Below are 20,610 nucleotides of genomic sequence, written 5' to 3'. Positions count from 1 at the left end.
CAGCGTCAACGGCGGAATCCTCGGTCCAGGTCGCGTCACACCCGACCAACGACGAATCTCCGACTCAGGACACTAGCACGATGCGCTGGACCTGGTTGATGGCCTTGTGTATTCGCGCAGTCTTCGCGTCCCGCGTCATTCGTCCCGCCAGAGGTTACGGGGCTGCCGTGGCCGCCCAGCATCTGGGCCGCGTCAGTGGTGACCTTCATCGCCATATCTGACGCACCGGCCAATCAGCCGTCGACGTGGCCTGCCCTCTGCGGCAACAACGGTGCTGGCCAAGCTGGTTCGCTGTTCGTCCGCTTGATCGTCTACGACCTTGATCAGACCTGCGCGGCCCCCGCCGGCGTCGGGTAGGGAGCACCGAAGGTGAACGCGTGTGGTCCGGGGCCGTGTTCGCGTAGGGTCGCGACCCGCTCCATCGCCTCAGCGATGCTCGGGCGGTGACCGGCCGGGATCCACCACAGGGCCTGGTGGGCCTCGGCCATGCGCGTGAACCACTCGCGGCGGCGGCTCAGTACGCGCAGGTGATCGGTGTGGTAGGTGAAGTTCCGCAGGGCTTCCACCGACTCCCAGACGGAACAGTTGATCAGGATCATGTCGTCGTCCTCGTCGGGGCGGAAACCGGTCGCGTCCTCGCCCCCATCGTCGACCATGCGCCAGACGAACCCAGGGCTGCGGTCGGCAAGCGCGTTGATCTCGGGCAGTTGGGCGACAAAGTTGGCCAACTGTGGGCTGTCCAGCGGGGCGACGAGGCGGCCGATGTTGACCTGCGCGAGGTGAAAGCCAGTCATGGGGCCAGCATGGCCCGACCTCGCCTCTATAGTCAATGGCTCTTATTTTTAGAAAGTGCCACGCAACACCCGCCAGGACACGGGTCCATCGTCGGCGACCACTGCGCGGGCGCCAGGCCTTCCAGCAGCGCGAGGTTCATCCCGCAGACCAGGGCGGGGAACTCCTCGGCCAGCGTGTGAAAGGGACAGTTGCGCAGCCGCAGCGTCTCCCCGTCCCAGAACGGCTGGTAGCCGCGGGCCCGCAGCACCTCGACCAGGTCACCGGCAGCCGCGTCCGGATGAGCCGCACCCGCGGCCTTCGCCGCGGCATGCAGTTCCCGGTCCAGGCCGGCGTTCTCCACCACCTCGGCGAGCAGCCGAGCGGCTGCGTCGTACGACCGAGGCGGGACGGACACGGCGTGCTCACCCTCGGCACGCCGGTACACCTTCGCCGGCCGCCCCGCTCCGGGGCCGGTGCGCCCGGACAGCCGCCGGAAGGACACGGCCAGCAGCCCCGCCTCCACCAGCTTGTCCAGGTGGAAGGCGGCCAACGACCGGGACACCCCGACCGCTTCCGCAGCCGCGTCGCGCCCCACCTCACCCGGGGCAGCGGCGACGTGTCGATAGAGCCGACGGCGCACGGGATCGCCCAACACACCAAGCACCGCGAATGCGGAATCTTCAGCAGTCACACGCCGACTCTATGACCAATGGGGGTATTCAAAACAGTGAATCACGTACTCGTCGCGCGGTCCCCAACGAGAGACGTGACCAGGACTTCCACGCGGTAACCGTGGCTGTGGTGGCTGCGGACGGCCGGCGCAACGGCTGGGGCCCGGCGCGCGGCCCCTTGCAGACGAAGTACCACCCGACGACCCGGGAGACGGTCGTTCAGCTACGACGCCAAGAGCGGTCGCGCGGCGGGCCGCTCGCGCGGTTCGCCGCGTGGGTTGGCGTCGCGTAGCCCAGTCGCCGTAAAACATGCGGGTGACCAGGAGTTGCACACGTTCGCAACTCGCCGCCCGGGCAGCTCGACACGCTGGGTGACTGGCAACGGGGACCTCGCCGCATCGAACAGGCCCTTTTCGCACGCGAGATGCCACAAGTACAGTGCGGCACCTGCAATGGAGTCGGGGCAGGTGCAGACTGACTCCGAAGAGCAGCAATGCGGCGCATGCGGAGGTTCGGGATGGGTGGAGCAGAGGACGGGTGCCCGGGGCCGCACCGGCAGTGCCAGGCCTGCACCGGGCAGGGCGTCGAGTTCCGCGAAACCCTCTACGTGCCCGCTTCCGGGCGTACACAGGGGGTCGCGGCGCCCCATGCGTGCTGGCACTGCAAGGGCCGCAGCTACACCTGCGGCGCCACCGTACGCTGCACCCCGCGCCCCGAATAGGCCCTCGCGGGAGGGGACGCCCGGCCTGGGGTCGGCACTGCGCACCCTGATGTGCGAACTGGTCATCCTGGGACCGCGCTCGCCCACGCGGGAGGGGGCGCGTGGGCGGGATGGAAAACCCCGCGTGCGGGGACCACCGAGGCGCCGTCCGCTACTCCGATGAACCCCCGGGACCATCCCCGCGTGTGCGGGGACCACCCGATGTCGTCGCACCCGGCGCAGCGCCACCGGGGACCATCCCCGCGTGTGCGGGGACCACCGTTCCAGGCGGGCCGCACTCGTGATGACGTCCGGACCATCCCCGCGTGTGCGGGGACCACACTTGCTCACCTGGTGCTTTGTCCCGCCGGGAGGCCCGTTTCGTTCACTTGCGCCCGCAGCGGTAGTAGCAGCCTGGGTCAGGGGAGGTTGCGGGCCATCACGATGCGCTGGACCTGGTTGGTGCCCTCGTAGATCTGGGTGATCTTCGCGTCCCGCATCATCCGTTCCACCGGGTAGTCCCGCGTGTACCCGTACCCGCCCAGCAACTGGACCGCGTCCGTGGTGATCTCCATCGCCACGTCCGAGGCGTAGCACTTGGCCGCCGCGCCGAAGAACGTCAGGTCCGTGTCGCCGCGTTCGGACTTCGCCGCCGCCGCGTACGTCAGCTGCCGCGCCGCCTCCAGCTTCATCGCCATGTCCGCGATCATGAACTGGATCCCCTGGAAGTCCCCCACCGGCTTCCCGAACTGCTTGCGCTCCCGGACATACCCCTTGGCGTAGTCCAGCGCCCCCTGCGCGATCCCCAGCGCCTGCGCCGCGATCGTGATCCGCGTGTGGTCCAGCGTCCGCATCGCCGTGGCGAACCCCGTCCCCTCCGCGCCGATCATCCGGTCCGCCGGGACACGCACGTTGTCCAGGTACACCTCGCGGGTCGGGGAGCCCTTGATACCCAGCTTCTTCTCCGGCGCCCCGAACGAGACCCCCTCGTCACCCTTCTCCACCACGAACGCCGAGATCCCGCCCCGCGTCCGCTTCTCCGGGTCGGTCACCGCCATCACCGTGTAGAACTCCGACACACCCGCGTTCGTGATCCACCGCTTCACACCGTTGAGCACCCAGTGGTCCCCGTCCCGCACCGCCCGCGTCTTCATGCCACCCGCGTCCGAGCCCGCCTCCGGCTCCGACAGACAGTACGAGAACATCGCCTCACCCGCCGCCAGCGGCGCCAGATACCTCGCCTTCAGCTCCTCCGAGCCCGACAGGACCACCGGCAGGGAACCCAGCTTGTTCACCGCCGGAATCAGCGACGACGAGCCGCACACCCGCGCGACCTCCTCGATCACGATCACCGTCGCCAGCGCGTCCGCACCCGCGCCCCCGTACTCCTCCGGCACATGCACCGCGTGCAGATCGTTCGCCACCAGCGCGTCCAGCGCCTCCTGCGGGAAACGGGCCCCCTCGTCCACCTCCGCCGCGAACGGCGCGATCTTCGCCTCCGCCAGCGCACGCACCGACTCCCGGAGCAACTCATGCTCCTCAGCCGGACGGAAGAGATCGAAACCCTGGGACATGGCGGGGGCTCCTGTTCGGCAAGACACGACGGCACTCAGTACCTCGAATTATGCACACTCAGTGCCATCCTGTCATGCCCGGTGTTATGTTCCCCCCATGAGCGAGACCCGGGCCCCCAAGCCGCCCATGCGGGAGGCCATCGTCGAGGCGGCGTTCGAGCTGTTCCTCTCGCGCGGGTTCGAGCAGACCACGATCGACGACATCGTCGCCCTGGCCGGGGTCGGGCGGCGGTCCTTCTTCCGTTACTTCCCGTCCAAGGAGACGGTGGTCTTCCCCGACCACGACCGGTGCCTGGCCGACATGACCCGGCTGCTGAACACCGACCCGGACCGGGGCTCGCCCGTGGACCGCGTCTGCGACGCCGCCCGGCTCGTGCTGCGCATGTACGCCGAGAACCCCGTCTTCTCCGTCCAGCGCTACCGGCTCACCCGGCAGGTCCCCGGCCTGCGCACCCACGAGTTGTCCGTGGTGTGGCGCTACGAGCGCACCCTCGCCGAGTACCTCAGGACCCGGTTCGCCGGCCGGGCCGACGGCGCGCTGCGGGCCGACGTCATCGCCGCCGCCGTGGTCGCGGCGCACAACAACGCGCTGCGCTCCTGGCTGCGTTCGGGCGCCGAGGGCGACGCCTCCGCCGCCATGGACGAGGCGCTCGCGCTCGTGCGCGAGTCGTTCGGGTCGGCCGAGGCGCCGGACGACGTGGTGGTGGTCGTGTCCCGGCGCGGGGTGCCCCTGTGGCGGGTGGTGCAGGAGATCGAGGCACTCGGCGAAGGAAGCAGCAGAAGGAACTGAGTGCGTTCTTCTTTAGCACTGAGTGCCATATGCTGGGGCGCGGATGCGACCGCACCTGAGTCCTCCGTCAACTCCCGTCAACCTCACGGAGTGTCCATGGAATCCGTCTCTCGTCTCGGTGTCGTCGGCTGTGGCCTGATGGGCTCCGGTATCGCCGAGGTCGCCGCCCTCCGGGGCATCGACGTCCTGGTCGCGGAGGCGACCCCCGAGCGCGCCGACGCCGGGCGCGAGCGCGTCGACGCCTCCCTCGGCCGCGCCGTCGAGCGCGGCAAGATCACCGCGGAGGAACGCGACGCGGCCCGCTTCCGGCTGCGCTACACCCACGACCTGGGCGACATGGCGGACCGGCAGTTCGTCATCGAGGCCGTCGCGGAGAACCCCGGCATCAAGACCGAGGTCATCCGCACCCTGGACAAGGCCGTCGCGGATCCGGACGCCGTCCTGGCCACCAACACCTCCTCCATCCCGATCGTGGACCTGGCGGTCGCCACCAGCCGCCCGGACCGGGTGATCGGCATGCACTTCTTCAACCCGGTGCCCGTGCAGCGGCTCGTGGAGCTGATCCCCGCGCTGACCACCAGCAAGGACACGATGGACCGCACCCACCGCCTGGCCACCGAGCAGTTGGGCAAGGAGGCGATCCAGGCGTCCGACCAGTCCGGTTTCGTGGTCAACGCGCTGCTCATCCCGTACCTGCTGTCCGCCGTCCGGATGGCGGAGTCCGGCGTGGCCCGGCCCGAGGACATCGACCGGGGCATGGAGCTGGGCTGCGCCCACCCCATGGGGCCGCTGCGGCTGCTCGACCTGATCGGTCTGGACACCGCGCAGGCCGTGGCGGAGTCGATGTACGAGGAGTTCAAGGAGCCGCTGTACGCGGCGCCCGCGCTGCTGCGCCGGATGGTCGCGGCCGGGCGGCTGGGCCGGAAGTCGGGACGCGGTTTCTACGCGTACGCGTGAGCGGGGTCACGGCGGCGGGTCAGGGCGGCGGGGTCAGGGGCAGCGGATCACCTGGGCGGCATACGTCAGGCCCGCTCCGAAGCCGAACAGCAGGACGGGAGCGCCGCTGGTGACGCCGCCGCGTTCGACCAGCTTGGACAGGGCGAGCGGCACGCTGGCCGCCGAGGTGTTGCCGGACTCGACCACGTCCCTCGCCACGACCGCGCCGGTCGCCCCGAGCCGGCCGACGAGCGTGTCGATGATCCGCAGGTTGGCCTGGTGCGTCACCACGGCGGCCAGTTCGGCGGGCTCGACGCCGGCCCGCTCGCACGCCTCCCGCGCGAGCGGGGCCAGGGACCGCGTCGCCCACCGGTACACGGCGGTGCCGTCCTGCCGGAACAGGGCGGGCGGGCCGGCCGGGCCCGTCGTCCCCAGGGCGATCACCGAGCCGCGCTCGGGGTCGGAGCCCCACACCACCGGGCCGACGCCCGCGGTGTCCTCCGTCGCGGCGGCGGTGAGCACGGCGGCCCCGGCGCCGTCGCCGAAGAGCACGCAGGTGGCACGGTCCGTCCAGTCGGTGAAGTCGCTCATCTTGTCGGCGCCCACCACCAGCGCGGTGCCGCTGGTGCCGCCGCGGATGGCGTGGTCGGCGGTGGCCAGCGCGTAGCAGAAGCCGGAGCAGGCGGCGTTGAGGTCGAACGTGGCGGCGGCCGGGATGGCCAGGTGCCGGGCGACGCGCGCGGCGACGTTCGGCATACGGTCCACGGCGGTGGCGGTGGCGACGACGACCAGGTCGATCCGGGCCGCGTCGATACCGGCCCGGGCCAGGGTCTTGGCGGCGGCAGCGGCGGCCATGTCCGCGACGGTCTCGCCGGGCGCGGCGAGCCGGCGGGTGACGATCCCGACCCGGGAGCGGATCCACTCGTCGGAGGTGTCGACCAGGGCCGCCAGGTCGTCGTTGGTGAGCACGCGGGCCGGCTGGTAGTGCCCGACCGACAGGATGCGGGATCCGGCTGCCAGGGGAGCCACAGGTCCTCCAGGTGGGATTCTCAGTCGGCGCGGTGCCGGTTGAGGCTGAGCAGGAGCAGGGCGCACAGGGACGCCCCGGCGGCGACGCCGAGGAGGACGGGGCCGGGGCGGAAGCGGTCGAAGAGGAGCCCCGCGGTGGCGTACGCGAGAGGGGTGGCGAGCATGGCGGTGACGGCGAACACCGGCATGACGTACGGCCGCAGGTGTTCGGGCGGCCGGGTGGTCATCAGGGTGATGGCGGGGGCGCTGATCGCGGGCATGAACAGGCAACTGGTGGCGACCACCAGCGCCACCGCGGCGGCGGGCAGGTCGACGGGCAGCAGCCACAGCGGCAGCGCGACGCCCAGGCCGCCGAGGGAGCCGAGCACGACGGGGGCGAGGCGGCGGGCGAGCCGGGCGACCAGCAGCGTGCCGACGACGGTGCCGCCGCCCCACGCGGCCAGCAGCAGGCCCGCGATGTGCGGGTCCTCGTCGTAGCGGACCTTGGTGAGGACCGGCAGCGCCAGCAGGACGAACGGCATGAGCAGCCCGTAGCCGAGGGCGGCCAGGGACAGGGTGCGGATCACCGTGTCGCGGAGCATGAACCGCACACCGGCCCGCATCTCCCCGGTGAGCGACTCGGGGGGTGCCGCCACCGCCCGCCGGGGCAGGCCGAGCAGCAGCAGCGCGGACAGCGCGAAGGTGGCGGCGTCGATCCACAGCACGTTGAGGGTGCCGATCAGGCCGATCAGGCCGCCGGCGACGGCGGGGCCGATCAGCCGCGCCCCCGAGGTGGCCGTCTCGAAGTAGGCGTTGCTCGCCACCGCGGCGGCCTCCTCGTCGCCGGTGGCCTCGGACAGCAGCAGCCGCTGCGCGGGCATGTAGGCGGCGGCGACCGTTCCGGTCCCGGCCACGATCAGCAGCAGCGCCCAGAACGGCAGCAGCCCGGCGAGGTGCAGCAGCGGCACCGACGCGATGAGGACGGCATTGACCGCGTCGCCCGCCACGGTGACCCGCAGGGCGCCCCAGCGGGCGACGAGGATCCCGGCGGGCAGGCCGAACAGGGCCACGGGCAGCATCTGGACGACGAAGACCAGGCCCATGCGGGCGGCCGAGCCGCTGGTGACCAGCACGAACCAGGGCAGCGCCAGCACGGTCATCTGGGTGCCGAGGGAGGACACGAACTCCGCCGCCAGCACCCGGCGCACGACCGGGTTCCGCAGCGGTGACGGTCCGGGGGGCCGGGCACCGGGCGCCTCCGCCACGGCCCCGGTGGCCCGGGGGGCCGTCACGGCACGACCTGCCCGCACAGGGTGCCGGAGACCGCCGCGACGACCTCGGTGGCGGCCGGGTGGAGGAAGAAGTGACCGCCGGGCAGGAGGACCAGCCGGGCCCCGGCGCCGGCCTGCCGCCGCCACCCGTGCAGCGACGCGGCCGGGACGAGGGGGTCGGTGGTGCCGCCGAAGACCGTCATGGGCACCGGCAGCGGCGGCTCCGCCCGGCACGTGTAGGTCTCCAGCACGGAGAAGTCGGCCCGCAGCACGGGCAGCGCCAGCTCCATCAGCTCGTCGTCGTCCAGCAGGTGGCGGGGCGTGCCGCCCAGCCGACGCAGTTCCGCCTTCACTTGGGCGTCCGGCGCGGCGTGGAGGGGCGGCCGGGTGCGCGGCTCGTCGGGCGGGGCGGCGCCGGAGACGAACAGGTGCTCGGGCAGCCGAAGGCCGCGCCGGCGCAGCGTCCTGGTCAGCTCGAACGCGAGCAGGCCGCCCATGCTGTGGCCGAAGAGCGCGAACGGGCGGTCCAGGTGGCCGGTCAGCGCGTCCGCGAGGGCGCCGACGAGCGGGCGGAGCCTGCCGAACGGGGGCTCGCCCAGGCGCCGGCCCCGGCCGGGGATCTCCACCGGGCACACCTGGACCGGCGCGGGCGCCAGCGCGCCCCAGGCCCGGTATGCGGCGGCGGCGCCGCCCGCGTACGGGAGGCAGAACAGGCGGACGGCGGCCCGGGGTCCGGCCGGGCCGGCCCGGTCCGCCGGCTCCTGCCGGGCGAGCCATGGGGTGTCCACGAGGGGGTTCTCCTCACTCCGCGAGGGACAGGGCGCCGGAGGGGCAGCGCTCGACCGCTTCCCTGGCGGCGGCGCCGTCGTCGCCCCGCGGCTCGGGGTCGAGCAGGACGACGGTCCCCTGCTCGTCGGACTGGTCGAAGAGGCGGGGCGCGGTCAGGGCGCACATGCCCGCGCCCACGCAGACCGAGGTGTCGGCGGCGATGCGCATCGGAGCGACCTCCTCACCAGGCCACCGGCAGCCGGTGCACGCCGTAGATGGTCATGTTGGAGCGCATCGGGATCGCGTCCGCGGGCTCGGCCAGGCGCAGGTCGGGGAAGGCGCGGAGCAGGGCGGTGTAGCCGACGCGCAGCTCGATGCGGGCGAGCTGCTGGCCGAGGCACTGGTGGATGCCGTGGCTGAACGTCAGGTGGCCGATGGCGCGGCGGGTGATGTCGAGGCGGTCGGGGTCGGGGAACCGTTCGGGGTCGCGGTTGGTGCTGGGCAGGTGCAGCAGCACCGTCTCACCGGCCTTGAGGACCTCGCCGCCCATCTCGATGTCCTCCAGCGGGGTGCGCTGGACGCCGATGTGGACGATCGTCAGGAAGCGCAGCAGTTCCTCGACGGCACCCTCGACGAGGGACTCGTCGGCGCGCAGCAGGGCGAGCTGCTCCGGCTCGCGCAGCAGGGTGTAGGTGCCGAGGGCGAGCATGTTGGCGGTCGTCTCGTGGCCGGCGACCAGCAGCAGGAGGGCGACGCCGATCAGCTCGGGCGGGGACAGCTCACCCCCGGTGGCCAGGCCGCTGAGCAGGTCGTCCCCGGGCTCGGCCTGCTTGCGGGCGGCGAGTTCGCCGAGGAGGCCGATGATGTTGCCCAGCGCGCCCATCGCCTCCTGGGGGGTGACGTCGAGGCTGAGCAGCTTGGCGGAGTCGGCCTCGAAGCGCTCCTGGTCGGCGACGGGGATGCCGAGCAGTTCGCAGATCACCTGGGCCGACAGCGGCACGGCGAAGTCGTGCACCAGGTCGGCGGGCGGGCCCTTGCGCTGGATGGCCTCGACGTGGTCGGCGGCGATCCGCTCGATCCTGGGCGCGAGCTGCTTCATCCGGCGCAGCGTGAACTGGCCGGTGAGGAGCTTGCGGTAGCGGGTGTGGTCCGGCGGGTCCATGTGCTCGAACTGGCCGGGCGGCATGTCCTTCTCCAGGTCGAAGTCGGCCGCGCGGTCGGAGGGGAACGCCAGGTGCTTCAGGGAGCCCTTGGAGCTGAACCGGGGGTCGGTGAGGATCGCGCGGGCCTGGTCGTAGCCGGTCACGAGCCAGCCGCGGTGGCCGTCGGGGAAGGTCATGGGGTGGATGGGCCGCTCGGCGCGGGTGCGGGCGAACACCTCCGGCGGGTCGAGGGGACGCTCCCGGAACGTGGGCAGGCCGTTGGTGAAGGGGCAGACCGCTTCCGTCATCTCACATGTCCTTTGCTGGGATGGATGGTGGTGGCCGGCTGGTGGGCGACCAGGGCGAGGCTGTGCGGGGGCCGGGGGGCGGCGTGGGGGGCGCGCGGGTCAGACGGACATCCCGCCGTCGATCGTGAGGACCGCGCCGGTGATGTACGCGGCCCGGTCGGAGAGCAGGAAGGAGACCAGGTCGGCCACTTCCTCCGGCCGGCCGACGCGCCCGAGCGCGATCCGCTGCCGGAACCGTTCGAGGTGGGCCTCGGGCAGGCTCAGCACGGGGTCGGTGCCGATGAAGCCGGGGGCGACCACGTTGGCGCGGACGCCGTACCGGCCGGCCTCCTTGGCCAGGGACTTGGTGAAGCCGATGATCCCGGCCTTGGTGGCGGCGTAGTTGGCCTGGCCGGCGTTGCCGTGGAGGCCGGCGAGGGAGGAGAGGGTGACGATCGCGCCGTGCCGGCGTCGCGTCATCCCGCGCGCGACCGCGCGGCAGACGTGGAAGACGCCGTCGAGGTTGGTCCGCAGGACGGTGTGCCAGTCGTCGTCCTCCATCAGCGTCAGCGGGGTGTCGCGGAGGACGGCGGCGGAGGTGACCAGGGCGGTGACGGGGCCGAGGGCGTCCTCGGCGCCGTCGACGAGCGCCTCGACGGCGTCGGGGTCGGCGACGTCGGCCCGCCGGACGTACGCCCGCCGGCCGAGGTCCGCGATCTCCTGCTCCAGTTCCTTGGCGGCCGTGCCGTCCGAGGCGTAGCAGACTGCGACGTCATGGCCGTCGCGGGCCAGCCGCAGGGCGGTGGCGCGGCCGATGCCGCGCGAGCCGCCGGCGACGAGCGCCACCGGGGGGTCGGTCCGGGTCATCGGTCGGTCCTCTCGTCGTCGGCGGGCAGCACGGTGTCCCGCAGCCGGCGCCGCAGCTCCGCGACGCTCAGGTGGGGGTGGGTGGTGACGAGGTCGAGGAGCTGGGTCCACTGGCGGACCATCACGCCCATCACCCGGCCTCGGACACGCTCCGGGTTGTACAGCCACAGGCCGCCGAGCCGGCCCTCGTGCTCGCGCATGACGAGGTAGAGGTCCATCACGTTCGGCCGCATGACGGTGATCAGCTCGGGCAGCACGTCGTCGTCCCCGACGCCGGTGTCCAGCGGCGCGACGCGCAGGCCGTGCATGTCGAGGGCGGAGCCGGGGGCGTTGAGCAGGTTGAACCCGATGCGGAACGGGTCGTCCGCGCCGTCGCGGACGGCCTCGTGGATGAGGTGCCGCAGCGGCACGTCCTGGTGGAGGTAGGCGTCGACGAGGCTCTCGCGGACCCGGGCCAGCAGCTCGCCGAACGCGGGGTCGCCGGACAGGTCGACCCGGATCAGGGCGGGGCTGATGAAGAAGCCGATCATGCGGGCGACTTCGGGCCGTTCCCGGCCGGCGAGCGGGCAGGCGACGGTGACGTCGTCGCTGCCGGAGAAGGTGTGCACCAGCAGCTCGAAGGCGCCCATGAGGAGCATGAACAGGGTGACGCCCTCGCGCCGGGCGGTGTCGCGCAGCGCCCGGGTGAGGCGGGGGTCGAGGACGAAGCCGTGGGTGAACCCGTCGGGCGCGGGCGCCGTCTGGTGGGCGGGCACGCCGAACTCCAGCCGGGGCGGCATGGGGTGCAGGCGCCGCCGCCAGTACCCGATGTGGTCGTCGAAGGCGCCCTCGGCCAACTGCCGCTGCTGCCAGGCCGCGTAGTCGGGGTAGTGGAGCGGGAGGCCGGGCAGGCGGGGCGCGCGGCCGACCGTGTGGGCCTCGTACAGCTCGGTGAGGTCCTGGTAGAGCACGCCGTACGCCCACTGGTCCACCACGATGTGGTGCATGGCGAGGAGCAGCACGTGCCGCCGGTCCGTCAGGGCGACGAGCACGCCGCGGATCACCGGCCCGGCGGCGACGTCGAAGGAGCGGTCCACCTGGTCCTGGACGACCTGCCGCAGCCGCTCCTCCCGGCCGGGCTCGTCGTGGGCGCGCAGGTCGACGGATTCCACCGGCCACTCGCCGTCCGGGTCGACGTACTGGACCCAGTCGGCGGGGCCGCGGCGCACGACGCGGGTGCGCAGCGCCTCGTGGCGGCGGACGGTGTCGTCCAGGGCGCGGCGCAGGGCCGTCTCGTTCAGGTCGCCGTCGAGGGAGAGGGCGGTGATGACGTTGTGGTGCGGGTCGTCCAGGGCGACGGGCTGGTGGAGGACGTCCAGCTGGGCGAAGGAGACGGGGATGGCCCGGGCGCGGTCCACGGTGGGGAGGGCGGTGAGCGGCGCGGGGCCGGTGCGGGGCCGGGGCTCGGCGGGCGCAGCCGCGTGGGCGGCGGCGGCGATGTCCCGGAGGGCGGCGAACCAGCCCTCGGCGAGGTCGCGCACCGCCGTCTCGTCCACCAGGGCCCCGGCCCAGGTCCAGTGGGCGACCAGCTCGGGGCCGTCGGGCCCGTCGTGGGTGACGGCGTTGACGGCCAGCGGGTGGGCCAGCGGCATGCCGGGGTCGGCGCCGCCGGTGGCGGTGGCGGCGTCGTCCCGCACCGGCGCCCAGGGCTCGGGTCCTTCGGGGGCGGCCACGCGGCCGAGGTAGTTGAAGGCGATCTGTGGCGCGGGCAGGGCGGCCAGCGCGGGGGCGGTCTCCGGGTTGAGGTGGCGCAGCAGGCCGTAGCCGAGGCCGTCGCCGGGGATGGCGCGCGTCCGGTCGCGGACGTGGGCGACGGCCGCGGCCGGGTCGGGGTCCGGCCCGGGGTCGAGGCGGACGGGGTGGGAGCTGGTGAGCCAGCCCACCGTGCGGGAGAGGTCGGTGCCGGGGGCGAGGGCCTCGTGGCGGCCGTGGCTCTCCACCTCGACCGTCACCGGCCCGTCCGCGCCGCCGCGGGCGCGGCGCCAGCGGGTGAGGGCGAGGCCGAAGGCGGCGAGCAGCACGTCCTGGACGCCGGCGCGGAACGCGGCGGGGGCGCGGCCCAGCAGTGGCGCGGTGTGCTCGGCGGGGAGGGTGAGGGCGGTCTGCCGGGCGGTGCCGTGGCGGTCGCGGGCCGGGTCCAGCGGGCCGACGGGCAGCGGTGGCGCGTCGCGCAGGATGCCGGTCCACACGGGGAGTTCGGCGGTCAGCTCGTCGGCGCGGGCCCGTTCGGTGAGCAGCTCGGCCCAGCGGCGCGCCGAGGTGGGCACGGGGGCCAGCGCGACGGGCCGGCCGGCGGTGACGGCCTCGAAGGCGGCGGCGAGGTCGGGCAGCAGGATCCGCCAGGACACGCCGTCGACCACGAGGTGGTGGAGGACGAGCAGCAGCCGTCCCGGGCGTTCGGGTCCGGCGTCGCACCACACGGCCTGGAGCATCGTCCCGGCCGCGGGGTCGAGGCGGGTGCGCGCGGCGGCGCCCTCGGCGGCGGCGAGCGCGCCGAGGGCGGCGGCGTCCAGGGCGGCGGCGTCGGCGCGCCGCAGCAGGTCGCCGGCCGGGACCGCGCCGGGGGCCGCGGCGTGCAGGGACCAGCGTCCGTCCGGCCGGACGGTGAGGCGGGAGCGCAGCACGTCGTGGTGGTCGATCAGGGCCTGGAGCGCGGCGGTCAGCCGTTCGAGGTCGGCGCCCGGGGGCGTGGCGACGGCGGTGGCCTGGCTGAATCCGGCGGTGGTGCCGCCGAGGCCGCGCAGCCACTCCACCATGGGAGTGGGCGGGATGTCGCCGGTGCCCACGTCGTGCGCGGCGGGCGGGCGGTCCTCGCCGAGCCGTTCGGCCACGGCGGCCAGACCGGCCGCCGTCTGGTGGGCGAAGATGTCGCGGGCGGTGATCAGCAGCCCGGCGGCGCGGGCCTGGGCCACCACCTGGATGGCCTGGATGCTGTCGCCGCTCAGCTCGAAGAAGTTGTCCTCGGCGCCGACCTCGGGAAGGCCGAGCACGCGGGCGAACACCTCGCACAGCGCCTTCTCCCCGGGCGTGGCGGGCGGGCGGGAGCCGGCGGCGGCCCGGAAGTCGGGGGCGGGGAGGGCGGCGCGGTCGAGCTTGCCGTTGGCGGTCTGCGGCAGCGTGTCGAGGGCGACGACGGCCACCGGGACCATGTACGGCGGGAGCCGGTCGGCGGCGAAGGCGCGGACGGCGGCCGGGTCGGCGGCCGTGCCGTCGGCGGGGACGACGTAGCCGACGAGGTCGGTGACACCGGGCCGGTCCTCGCGGGCGATCACCACGGCCCGCGCGACGGCGGGGTGGGCGGCGAGGGCGGCCTCGACCTCGCCCGGCTCGATGCGGAAGCCGCGCACCTTGATCTGGTCGTCGGCGCGGCCGACGAACTCCAGGTGCCCGTCGGCGCGCCACCGGACCAGGTCGCCGGTGCGGTACATGCGGGCGCCCGGCAGATACGGGCAGGCCACGAACCGTTCGGCGGTCAGCGCGGGGCGGCCGAGGTAGCCGCGGGCCAGGCCGGTGCCCGACAGGTACAGCTCGCCCACCACGCCGGGCGGCACCAGCCGCAGCGAGGCGTCCAGCACGTAGCCGCGGCTGTTGTCCTTGGGGCGGCCGATGGGCGGCACGTCCTCGACGCCGGCCGCCGGGTCGACCCGGTGGATGGTGGCGTAGGTGGTGGCCTCGGTGGGGCCGTAGCCGTGGCGGATCTCCAGGCCCGGGCTGGCCTGGAGCACTCGCCGGATGACGCCGGGCGCGGCGGCCTCGCCGCCGGTGAAGACTTCCCTCATCCCGGTGAAGCAGGCCGGGTCCTGGTCCACGAGCAGGGTGAACATGGTGGCGGTGATCAGCATCGTGGTCAGGCCGTGCCGGGCGACGAGCCGCCTGACCAGGTCGGCGTCGAGCGTCTCGTCGGGGGCGACGACGACGGTGCCGCCGGTGAGCAGTGGCACCCACAGCTCGAACGTGGACGGGTCGAACGAGGTGGGGTGGTGCAGCAGCGTCCGGTAGGGCGGGGCGCTGGCGCGGCGCCGGTCGTGGGCGAGGCCGATGATGTCGCGGTGCCGCACGGCGACGCCCTTGGGCCGGCCGGTGGAGCCGGAGGTGTACAGCACGTACGCCAACTGGTCGGGGTGGGTGGGGGGTTCGACGGCGGGCGGGTCGGCGTCCGGATCCCCGGTGTCGTCGCCGCCGCCGTCGCCGGTGACGAGGAGGACGCGGGCGTCGTGCGCGAACGCGGTGCCCTTCGCCGGGTCGTCCACCAGCAGCACGGGGGCGGCGGTGTCGGCGACGACCCAGGCGGACCGTTCCGGGGGCCAGGTGTGGTGGAGCGGCACGTAGGCGCCGCCCGCCCGGACCACGGCGAGGAGCGCGACGACCAACTCGTCCGAGCGGCTCATCGCCACCGCCACCGGGGTCTCGGCGCCGACGCCGTGCGCGCGCAGCCGGCGGGCCAGCCGTCCGGCGCGGGCGTCGAGTTCGGCGTAGCTCCGCTCGGTGTCCCCGAAGACCACGGCGGGCGCGTGCGGGGTGCGCCGGGCCTGGTCCGCGACGATGCCGGGCACGGTGCCCGACGGCAGCGGGCGGGGGACGCCGTTCCACTCGGTGAGCAGCTTGTGCCGCTCCTCGGGCAGGAGCACGTCGAGGGAGTCGACGGGCCGGTCGGGGTCGGCGGTCACGGCCGTCAGCACCTGCCGCAGGCGGCGCTGCAGGGCGTCGGCGGTCGGCGGGTCGAAGACGTCGGCGTTGTACTCGACGGTGCCGTCGATGCCGCCGGGCCGCCCGTCCGCGCCGGGGCGTTCGAACAGGGCGAGGGAGAGGTCGGTGCGGGTGGTGCCGGTGGTCACGGGCACCGGCGTGACGGTCAGGCCGGGCAGTTCGGGCACGGCCTCGGGAGTGTTCTGCCAGGCCAGCATGGTCTGGAACAGCGGGTGATGGGCGAGGGAGCGGGTGGGGTTGAGGGCGTCCACCACGTGCTCGAACGGGATGTCCTGGTGGGCGTAGGCGTCGAGGCTCCGCTCCCGCACCCGGGCCAGCAGTTCCCGGAACGTGGGGCGGCCCGAGACGTCGACGCGCAGCACGAGGGTGTTGACGAAGAAGCCGATGAGCCCTTCCGCGGCCTGGTCGGTGCGGCCGGCGATCGGGGCGCCGATCGGGATGTCGTCACCGGCGCCGAGGCCGCTGAGCACGGCGGCCAGCGCGGCGTGCAGCACCATGGCGACACTCGCGTCGCAGTCCTGGGCGAGCCGGACCAGGCCCTCGTGGAGGCCGGCGTCCCAGGTGAACGGCAGCAGGTCGCCCCGGTGGGACGCCGCCGCGGGGTGGGGCCGGTCGGTGGGCAGCGGGACGCGTTCGGGCAGGCCGTCCAGTGCCCGGCGCCAGTAGGCGAGTTGCCCGGACAGCAGGGAGCCGGGGTCGTCGCGGTCGCCGAGCAGGGACCGCTGCCACAGCGTGTAGTCGGCGTACTGGACGGGCAGCGGCTCCCAGGCGGGGGCGCGGCCCGCGCGGCGGGCGGCGTAGGCGGTGGCCAGGTCGCGGCCCAGCGGCGCCAGGGACCAGCCGTCGGCGGCGATGTGGTGCACCACGACGACCAGCACGTGGTCGTCGGGGGCGAGGGCGAACAGGCGGGCGGCCAGCGGAGGTTCGGTCGTCAGCTCGAAGGCGTGCCGTACGGCTCCGCCGACCGCCCGGCCGAGGTCCGCTTCGGTCACCGGGGTCACCGGCAGCTCGGGGCGGGCCTGTTCCGGGGTGAGGATGTGCTGCCTGGGCACGCCGTCCCGGTCGGGGAAGACGGTGCGCAGCGCCTCGTGGCGGGCCGTCACGTCGGCGAGCGCGTCCCGCAGGTGGGCGGGGTCGAGCGGGCCGGACAGCCGCAGGGCCACGGGGATGTTGTAGGTGGGCGACGGGCCTTCCAGGTGGTGGAGGAACCACAGTCGGCGCTGGGCGAAGGACAGCGGCAGCTCGTCCGGGCGGTCGGCCGGGGCGAGCGCGGGGCGGGCTGTCGCGGCCTGCCGCAGCATGGGGGCGAGGGCCGCCGGGGTGGGGTGCTGGAACAGGGCGCGGACCTCCAGCTCGACGCCGCGGGCGGCGCGGATCCGCGCGATCAGGCGGGTGGCGAGCAGGGAGTGGCCGCCGAGGTCGAAGAAGCTGTCGGTGGCGCCGACCCGTTCCACGCCCAGCACCTGCGCGAACAGGTCGCACAGGGCCGCCTCGTCGGGGGTGCGGGGTGCGGCGCTCCCCCGCGAGCCGGCGGTACCCCCGGCGGCGTACCCGGGGTCGCCCGCGGTGCCGGGGGCGGGCAGCGCGCGGCGGTCGGTCTTGCCGTTGGGCGTCAGCGGCAGCGCGTCGAGGAAGACCAGCGCGGAGGGGATCATGTAGCCGGGCAGGCGCTCGGCCAGCGCGGCCCGCAGCCGGGCGCGTTCCTCCTCGCCGGCGGCGGCCCCGGCCCCGGTCACCACGTAGGCGGCGAGCCGCTGGTCGCCGGGCACGTCCTCGCGGACGACGGCGACGGCGTCCCGCACGCCGGGCTGCCGGGCGAGGACGGACTCGATCTCGCCCAGCTCGATGCGGTAGCCGCGCAGCTTGACCTGGTGGTCGAGGCGGCCGAGGAAGTCGAGGGTGCCGTCGGCGCGGCGGCGGACGAGGTCTCCGGTGCGGTACAGGCGGGCGCCCGGCGCGAAGGGGTGGGGGACGAACCGTTCGGCGGTCAGTCCGGGGCGGCCGAGGTAGCCGCGGGCCAGTCCGGCGCCGCCGACGCACAGTTCGCCGGGGACGCCGGGCGGGACGAGGCGGCCGTCGCGGTCCAGCACGTACAACTCGGTGTTGGCGATGGGTTCCCCGAGGGTGACCGGCCCGTCCCCGACGCGCGCCACCGAGGACCAGATGGTGGTCTCGGTGGGGCCGTACATGTTCCACAGCTCCAGACCGAGGGCGAGCAGCCGCCGCGCCAGGCCGGGGGGCAGGGCCTCGCCGCCGGCGAGGGCGCGCAGCCCCGGGCGGCCGGTCCAGCCGGCGTCGAGCAGCATGCGCCAGGTGGAGGGGGTGGCCTGCATCATCGTGGCGCCGGAGCTGTCGAGCGCGGCGGCGAGGCGTGCGCCGTCGGTGGCGACGTCGCGGTCGGCGAGGATGACGCGGGCGCCTTCGACCAGCGGGAGCAGCAGTTCGAGCATCGCGATGTCGAAGGAGAACGTGGTGACGGCGAGGAGGGAGTCCCCGGCGTCGATGCCGGGCCGCTCCTTCATGGCGTGCAGGAAGTTGCCCAGGGCGCGGTGCGGGATCTGCACGCCCTTGGGGCGGCCGGTGGAGCCGGAGGTGTAGATGACGTACGCGAGGTCACCGGCGTCCACGGGGGCGTCCGGGGGGACGGCGGGTTCGGCGTCCAGCGCGGCGCGGATCTCGTCCAGGCAGAGGGCCTCGGCCTTGACGGGCGGCAGGCCGGTCAGCACGTCGCGCTGGGTCAGCAGCACGGGCAGTCCGGAGTCGTCCAGCATGAACGCGATGCGGTCCGGCGGGAAGCCGGGGTCGATCGGCACGTAGGCGCCGCCGGCCTTCAGGACGGCGAGGAGGGCGACGACCATCTCCGGTGAGCGGTCCAGGCAGATGCCGACCAGCGTGTCCGGGCCGACGCCGAGGCGTCGCAGGCGGTGGGCCAGCCGGTTGGCGCGGGCGTCGAGTTCGGCGTAGGTGAGGGTGGTGCCGGCGCAGGTGAGCGCCCCGGCGTCCGGGGTCCGGGCGGCCTGCTCCTCGAACCGCCGGTGGGCGAGGAGGGGTTGGGGCCAGTTGCGGCGGGTGGTGTCGTCGTGCCGCCGCAGCGCGGTCTCCTCGGCGGCGGTGAGCATCGGCACCCGGGTGATCGGGAGTTCCGGGTCCGCGACGAGGTTCGCCACCAGGAGTCCCAGGTGGGCGGCCATGCGCTCGACGGTGGCCGCGTCGAAGAGGTCGGCGTTGTACTCGAACCAGCCGCTGAGCCCGCCGGGCCATTCGAAGACCTGGAGTTCCAGGTCGAAGCGGGCCGTTGAGCTCTCGACCTCCAGGTACTCGACGCGCAGTCCCCCGGCGTCGAACTCGGGCAGCGGGATGTTCTGGAAGACGAACGACACCTGGAAGACGGGGGTGCGGGACAGGTCGCGGTGCGGGTGCAGCTCCTCGACCAACCGTTCGAACGGCAGTTCCTGGTGGGCGAAGGCGCCCAGAGTCGCCTGCCGGACGCGGCCGAGCAGGTCGCGGAACGACGGGTCGCCGGACAGGTCGGTCCGCAGGGCGAGGGTGTTGACGAAGTACCCGATGAGCCGCTCGATCTCCTTCCGGCCGCGGTTGGCGACGGGCACACCGACGACGATGTCCTCCTCCCGGCTGTAGCGGTGGAGCAGGACGAGGAAGGCCGCCAGCATCGTCATGAACGGGGTGACGCCCTCGCGCCGGCTCAGCTCGCGCACCTCGTCCATCAGCGCGGCCGGGAGCCGGAACGGGACGGAGCCGCCGCGGGTGGTCTGCACGGGGGGCCGGGGCCGGTCGGTGGGCAGTTCGAGGGTGGGCGGGGCGCCGGCGAGCGTGTCGCGCCAGAACTCCAGGTCGGCCGCGGGGCCTTCGCCCGCCAGTCGGCGCCGCTGCCAGACGGCGTAGTCGGCGTACTGGATCGGCAGGGCGGGCAGCGGTGACGCGCCGCCGGAGACGAACGCGCCGTACAGCGCGACGAGTTCCCCGAAGAGGACAGAGGTGGACCACAGGTCGGCGACGATGTGGTGCATGTTCAGGAGCAGGATGTGCTCCTCGGGTGCCAGGCGCAGGAACGTCATGCGCAGCAGCGGCCCGGTGCGCAGGTCGAAGGGGCGGGCGAACTCCTCGCGGGCCAGGGCCCGGATCCCGTCCTCGCCGCCGGGGCCGCGCAGGTGGGCGCAGTCCACGACGGTGAGCTGGGGCGGCAGGTCGTCCGCGACGACCTGGACGGGCTCGCCGTTCTCCTCGGCGAACGTGGTGCGCAGGGCCTCGTGGCGGCGGGCGATCTCGTGGACGCAGCGCCGCCAGACGCCGATGTCCAGCGGGCCGGTGACACGCAGTGCGCCGGGCACGTTGTAGGCGGCGCTGCCGGGGTTGAGCTGGTCGAGGAACCACAGGCGCTGCTGGGAGAACGACGCGGGGAACCGGCTGCGCCGCGTCGTGCGCCTGCCGCGCAGCCGCTCGGCCAGCAGGGCACGCTTCTGCTCGGCCGTCAGCCCCGCGAGGTCGATGCCGCTCACCTGACCACTCCGTTCGCTTCTCCGCCCGCGCGGCGGAACGTGACCCGCATCGTCTCCGCGTACCACCCGGCTGCCACGCGCGCGTCGCTCACCTGACCACTCCGTTCGCTTCTCCGCCCGCGCGGCGGAACGTGACCCGCATCGCTCACGAGGGGTCCTCCTCTTCGCCGTTCTCCGCCGCCAGCAGCGCGCGGAGTTGTGCTTCCACTTCGTCGTCCGACAGGTCCGCCAGGGCCTCGTCCTCCGCCGCGTCGCGGTCGAGGACCTCGATGGCGTCCTCGCCGGTGCCGTCCCCGTCGCCGCCGACCGCCAGCAGGGCGACGGTGTGGGCGACGGTCGGCGCGTCGAAGAAGCGCCGCAGGTCGAGTTCGGCGCCGAACCGGGCGCGGATCCGGGTGCCGATCTGCACGGCGGCGAGGGAGTGGCCGCCGAGGGCGAAGAAGTCGTCGTCCACGCCGACCCGGTCCACGCCGAGGATTTCCTGCCAGATCTCCGCGACGGCCCGCTCCTGGTCCGTGCCCGGCGCCACGTAGGGGGTGGCGAGGTCGGGGCGGGGGTG

Annotated in this window: 13 protein-coding genes; 2 read left to right on the top strand and 11 right to left on the bottom strand. The window is 74.0% G+C overall.

Going from position 1 to position 20,610, the window contains the following annotated elements; all coding sequences use genetic code 11:
• Positions 1-323: 323 nt before the first annotated feature.
• The 3 genes from ACSNOC_RS22015 to ACSNOC_RS22005 all read right to left on the bottom strand — a co-directional run bounded on the left by ACSNOC_RS22015 (position 324) and on the right by ACSNOC_RS22005 (position 3,719).
• On the bottom strand, positions 324-794 hold the full coding sequence (locus ACSNOC_RS22015; protein ID WP_436749258.1) for a DUF3291 domain-containing protein: 471 nt from the start codon (positions 792-794) through the stop codon (positions 324-326).
• 32 nt (positions 795-826) lie between these two features.
• On the bottom strand, positions 827-1,465 hold the full coding sequence (locus tag ACSNOC_RS22010; RefSeq protein ID WP_436749257.1) for a helix-turn-helix transcriptional regulator: 639 nt from the start codon (positions 1,463-1,465) through the stop codon (positions 827-829).
• A 1,099-nt stretch (positions 1,466-2,564) separates the two neighbouring features.
• Complete coding sequence (locus tag ACSNOC_RS22005) at positions 2,565-3,719, bottom strand: acyl-CoA dehydrogenase (RefSeq protein ID WP_436749256.1); 1,155 nt, start codon at positions 3,717-3,719, stop codon at positions 2,565-2,567.
• 127 nt (positions 3,720-3,846) lie between these two features.
• On the opposite strand from ACSNOC_RS22005, the gene ACSNOC_RS22000 reads away from it, so the two are divergent.
• Entirely contained in the window at positions 3,847-4,509 is a 663-nt protein-coding gene (locus tag ACSNOC_RS22000) for a TetR family transcriptional regulator (RefSeq protein ID WP_436749260.1), read from the top strand.
• A 96-nt stretch (positions 4,510-4,605) separates the two neighbouring features.
• On the top strand, positions 4,606-5,466 hold the full coding sequence (locus ACSNOC_RS21995) for a 3-hydroxybutyryl-CoA dehydrogenase (RefSeq protein WP_436749255.1): 861 nt from the start codon (positions 4,606-4,608) through the stop codon (positions 5,464-5,466).
• A 33-nt stretch (positions 5,467-5,499) separates the two neighbouring features.
• Here ACSNOC_RS21995 and ACSNOC_RS21990 read toward each other — a convergent pair whose 3' ends face one another.
• The 8 genes from ACSNOC_RS21990 to ACSNOC_RS21955 form a co-directional block, all read right to left on the bottom strand.
• Positions 5,500-6,465 carry a beta-ketoacyl-ACP synthase III gene (locus ACSNOC_RS21990; protein ID WP_436749259.1) on the bottom strand — a complete coding sequence of 322 codons (966 nt, stop codon included), beginning with the start codon at positions 6,463-6,465 and terminating at the stop codon, positions 5,500-5,502.
• 29 nt (positions 6,466-6,494) lie between these two features.
• Positions 6,495-7,745 (bottom strand): MFS transporter, encoded by a 1,251-nt coding sequence (locus ACSNOC_RS21985; RefSeq protein WP_436749254.1) that lies wholly within the window; start codon positions 7,743-7,745, stop codon positions 6,495-6,497.
• A complete protein-coding gene (locus ACSNOC_RS21980; RefSeq protein ID WP_436749253.1) occupies positions 7,742-8,512 on the bottom strand; it encodes a thioesterase II family protein in 771 nt (256 codons plus the stop codon). Before ACSNOC_RS21980 ends, ACSNOC_RS21985 begins: the two co-directional genes overlap by 4 nt.
• A gap of 13 nt (positions 8,513-8,525) precedes the next feature.
• A complete protein-coding gene (locus ACSNOC_RS21975) occupies positions 8,526-8,720 on the bottom strand; it encodes a ferredoxin (protein ID WP_436749252.1) in 195 nt (64 codons plus the stop codon).
• A gap of 13 nt (positions 8,721-8,733) precedes the next feature.
• Entirely contained in the window at positions 8,734-9,942 is a 1,209-nt protein-coding gene (locus ACSNOC_RS21970; RefSeq protein WP_436749251.1) for a cytochrome P450, read from the bottom strand.
• Positions 9,943-10,041: 99 nt separating this feature from the next.
• Positions 10,042-10,788 (bottom strand): 3-oxoacyl-ACP reductase FabG, encoded by a 747-nt coding sequence (gene fabG / locus ACSNOC_RS21965; protein ID WP_436749250.1) that lies wholly within the window; start codon positions 10,786-10,788, stop codon positions 10,042-10,044.
• Positions 10,785-20,051, bottom strand: a complete 9,267-nt coding sequence (locus ACSNOC_RS21960; RefSeq protein WP_436749249.1) for an amino acid adenylation domain-containing protein — start codon at positions 20,049-20,051, stop codon at positions 10,785-10,787. Before ACSNOC_RS21960 ends, fabG begins: the two co-directional genes overlap by 4 nt.
• A gap of 145 nt (positions 20,052-20,196) precedes the next feature.
• Positions 20,197-20,610: phosphopantetheine-binding protein (locus ACSNOC_RS21955; protein ID WP_436749248.1), on the bottom strand; the 414-nt coding region annotated here is incomplete at its 5' end.

This window comes from Streptomyces sp. URMC 129, from assembly GCF_051386415.1.
GTDB lineage: Bacteria > Actinomycetota > Actinomycetes > Streptomycetales > Streptomycetaceae > Streptomyces.
Note: the sequence above shows the minus strand (reverse complement) of the source record. Positions and strands in the feature narration are given on the sequence as shown.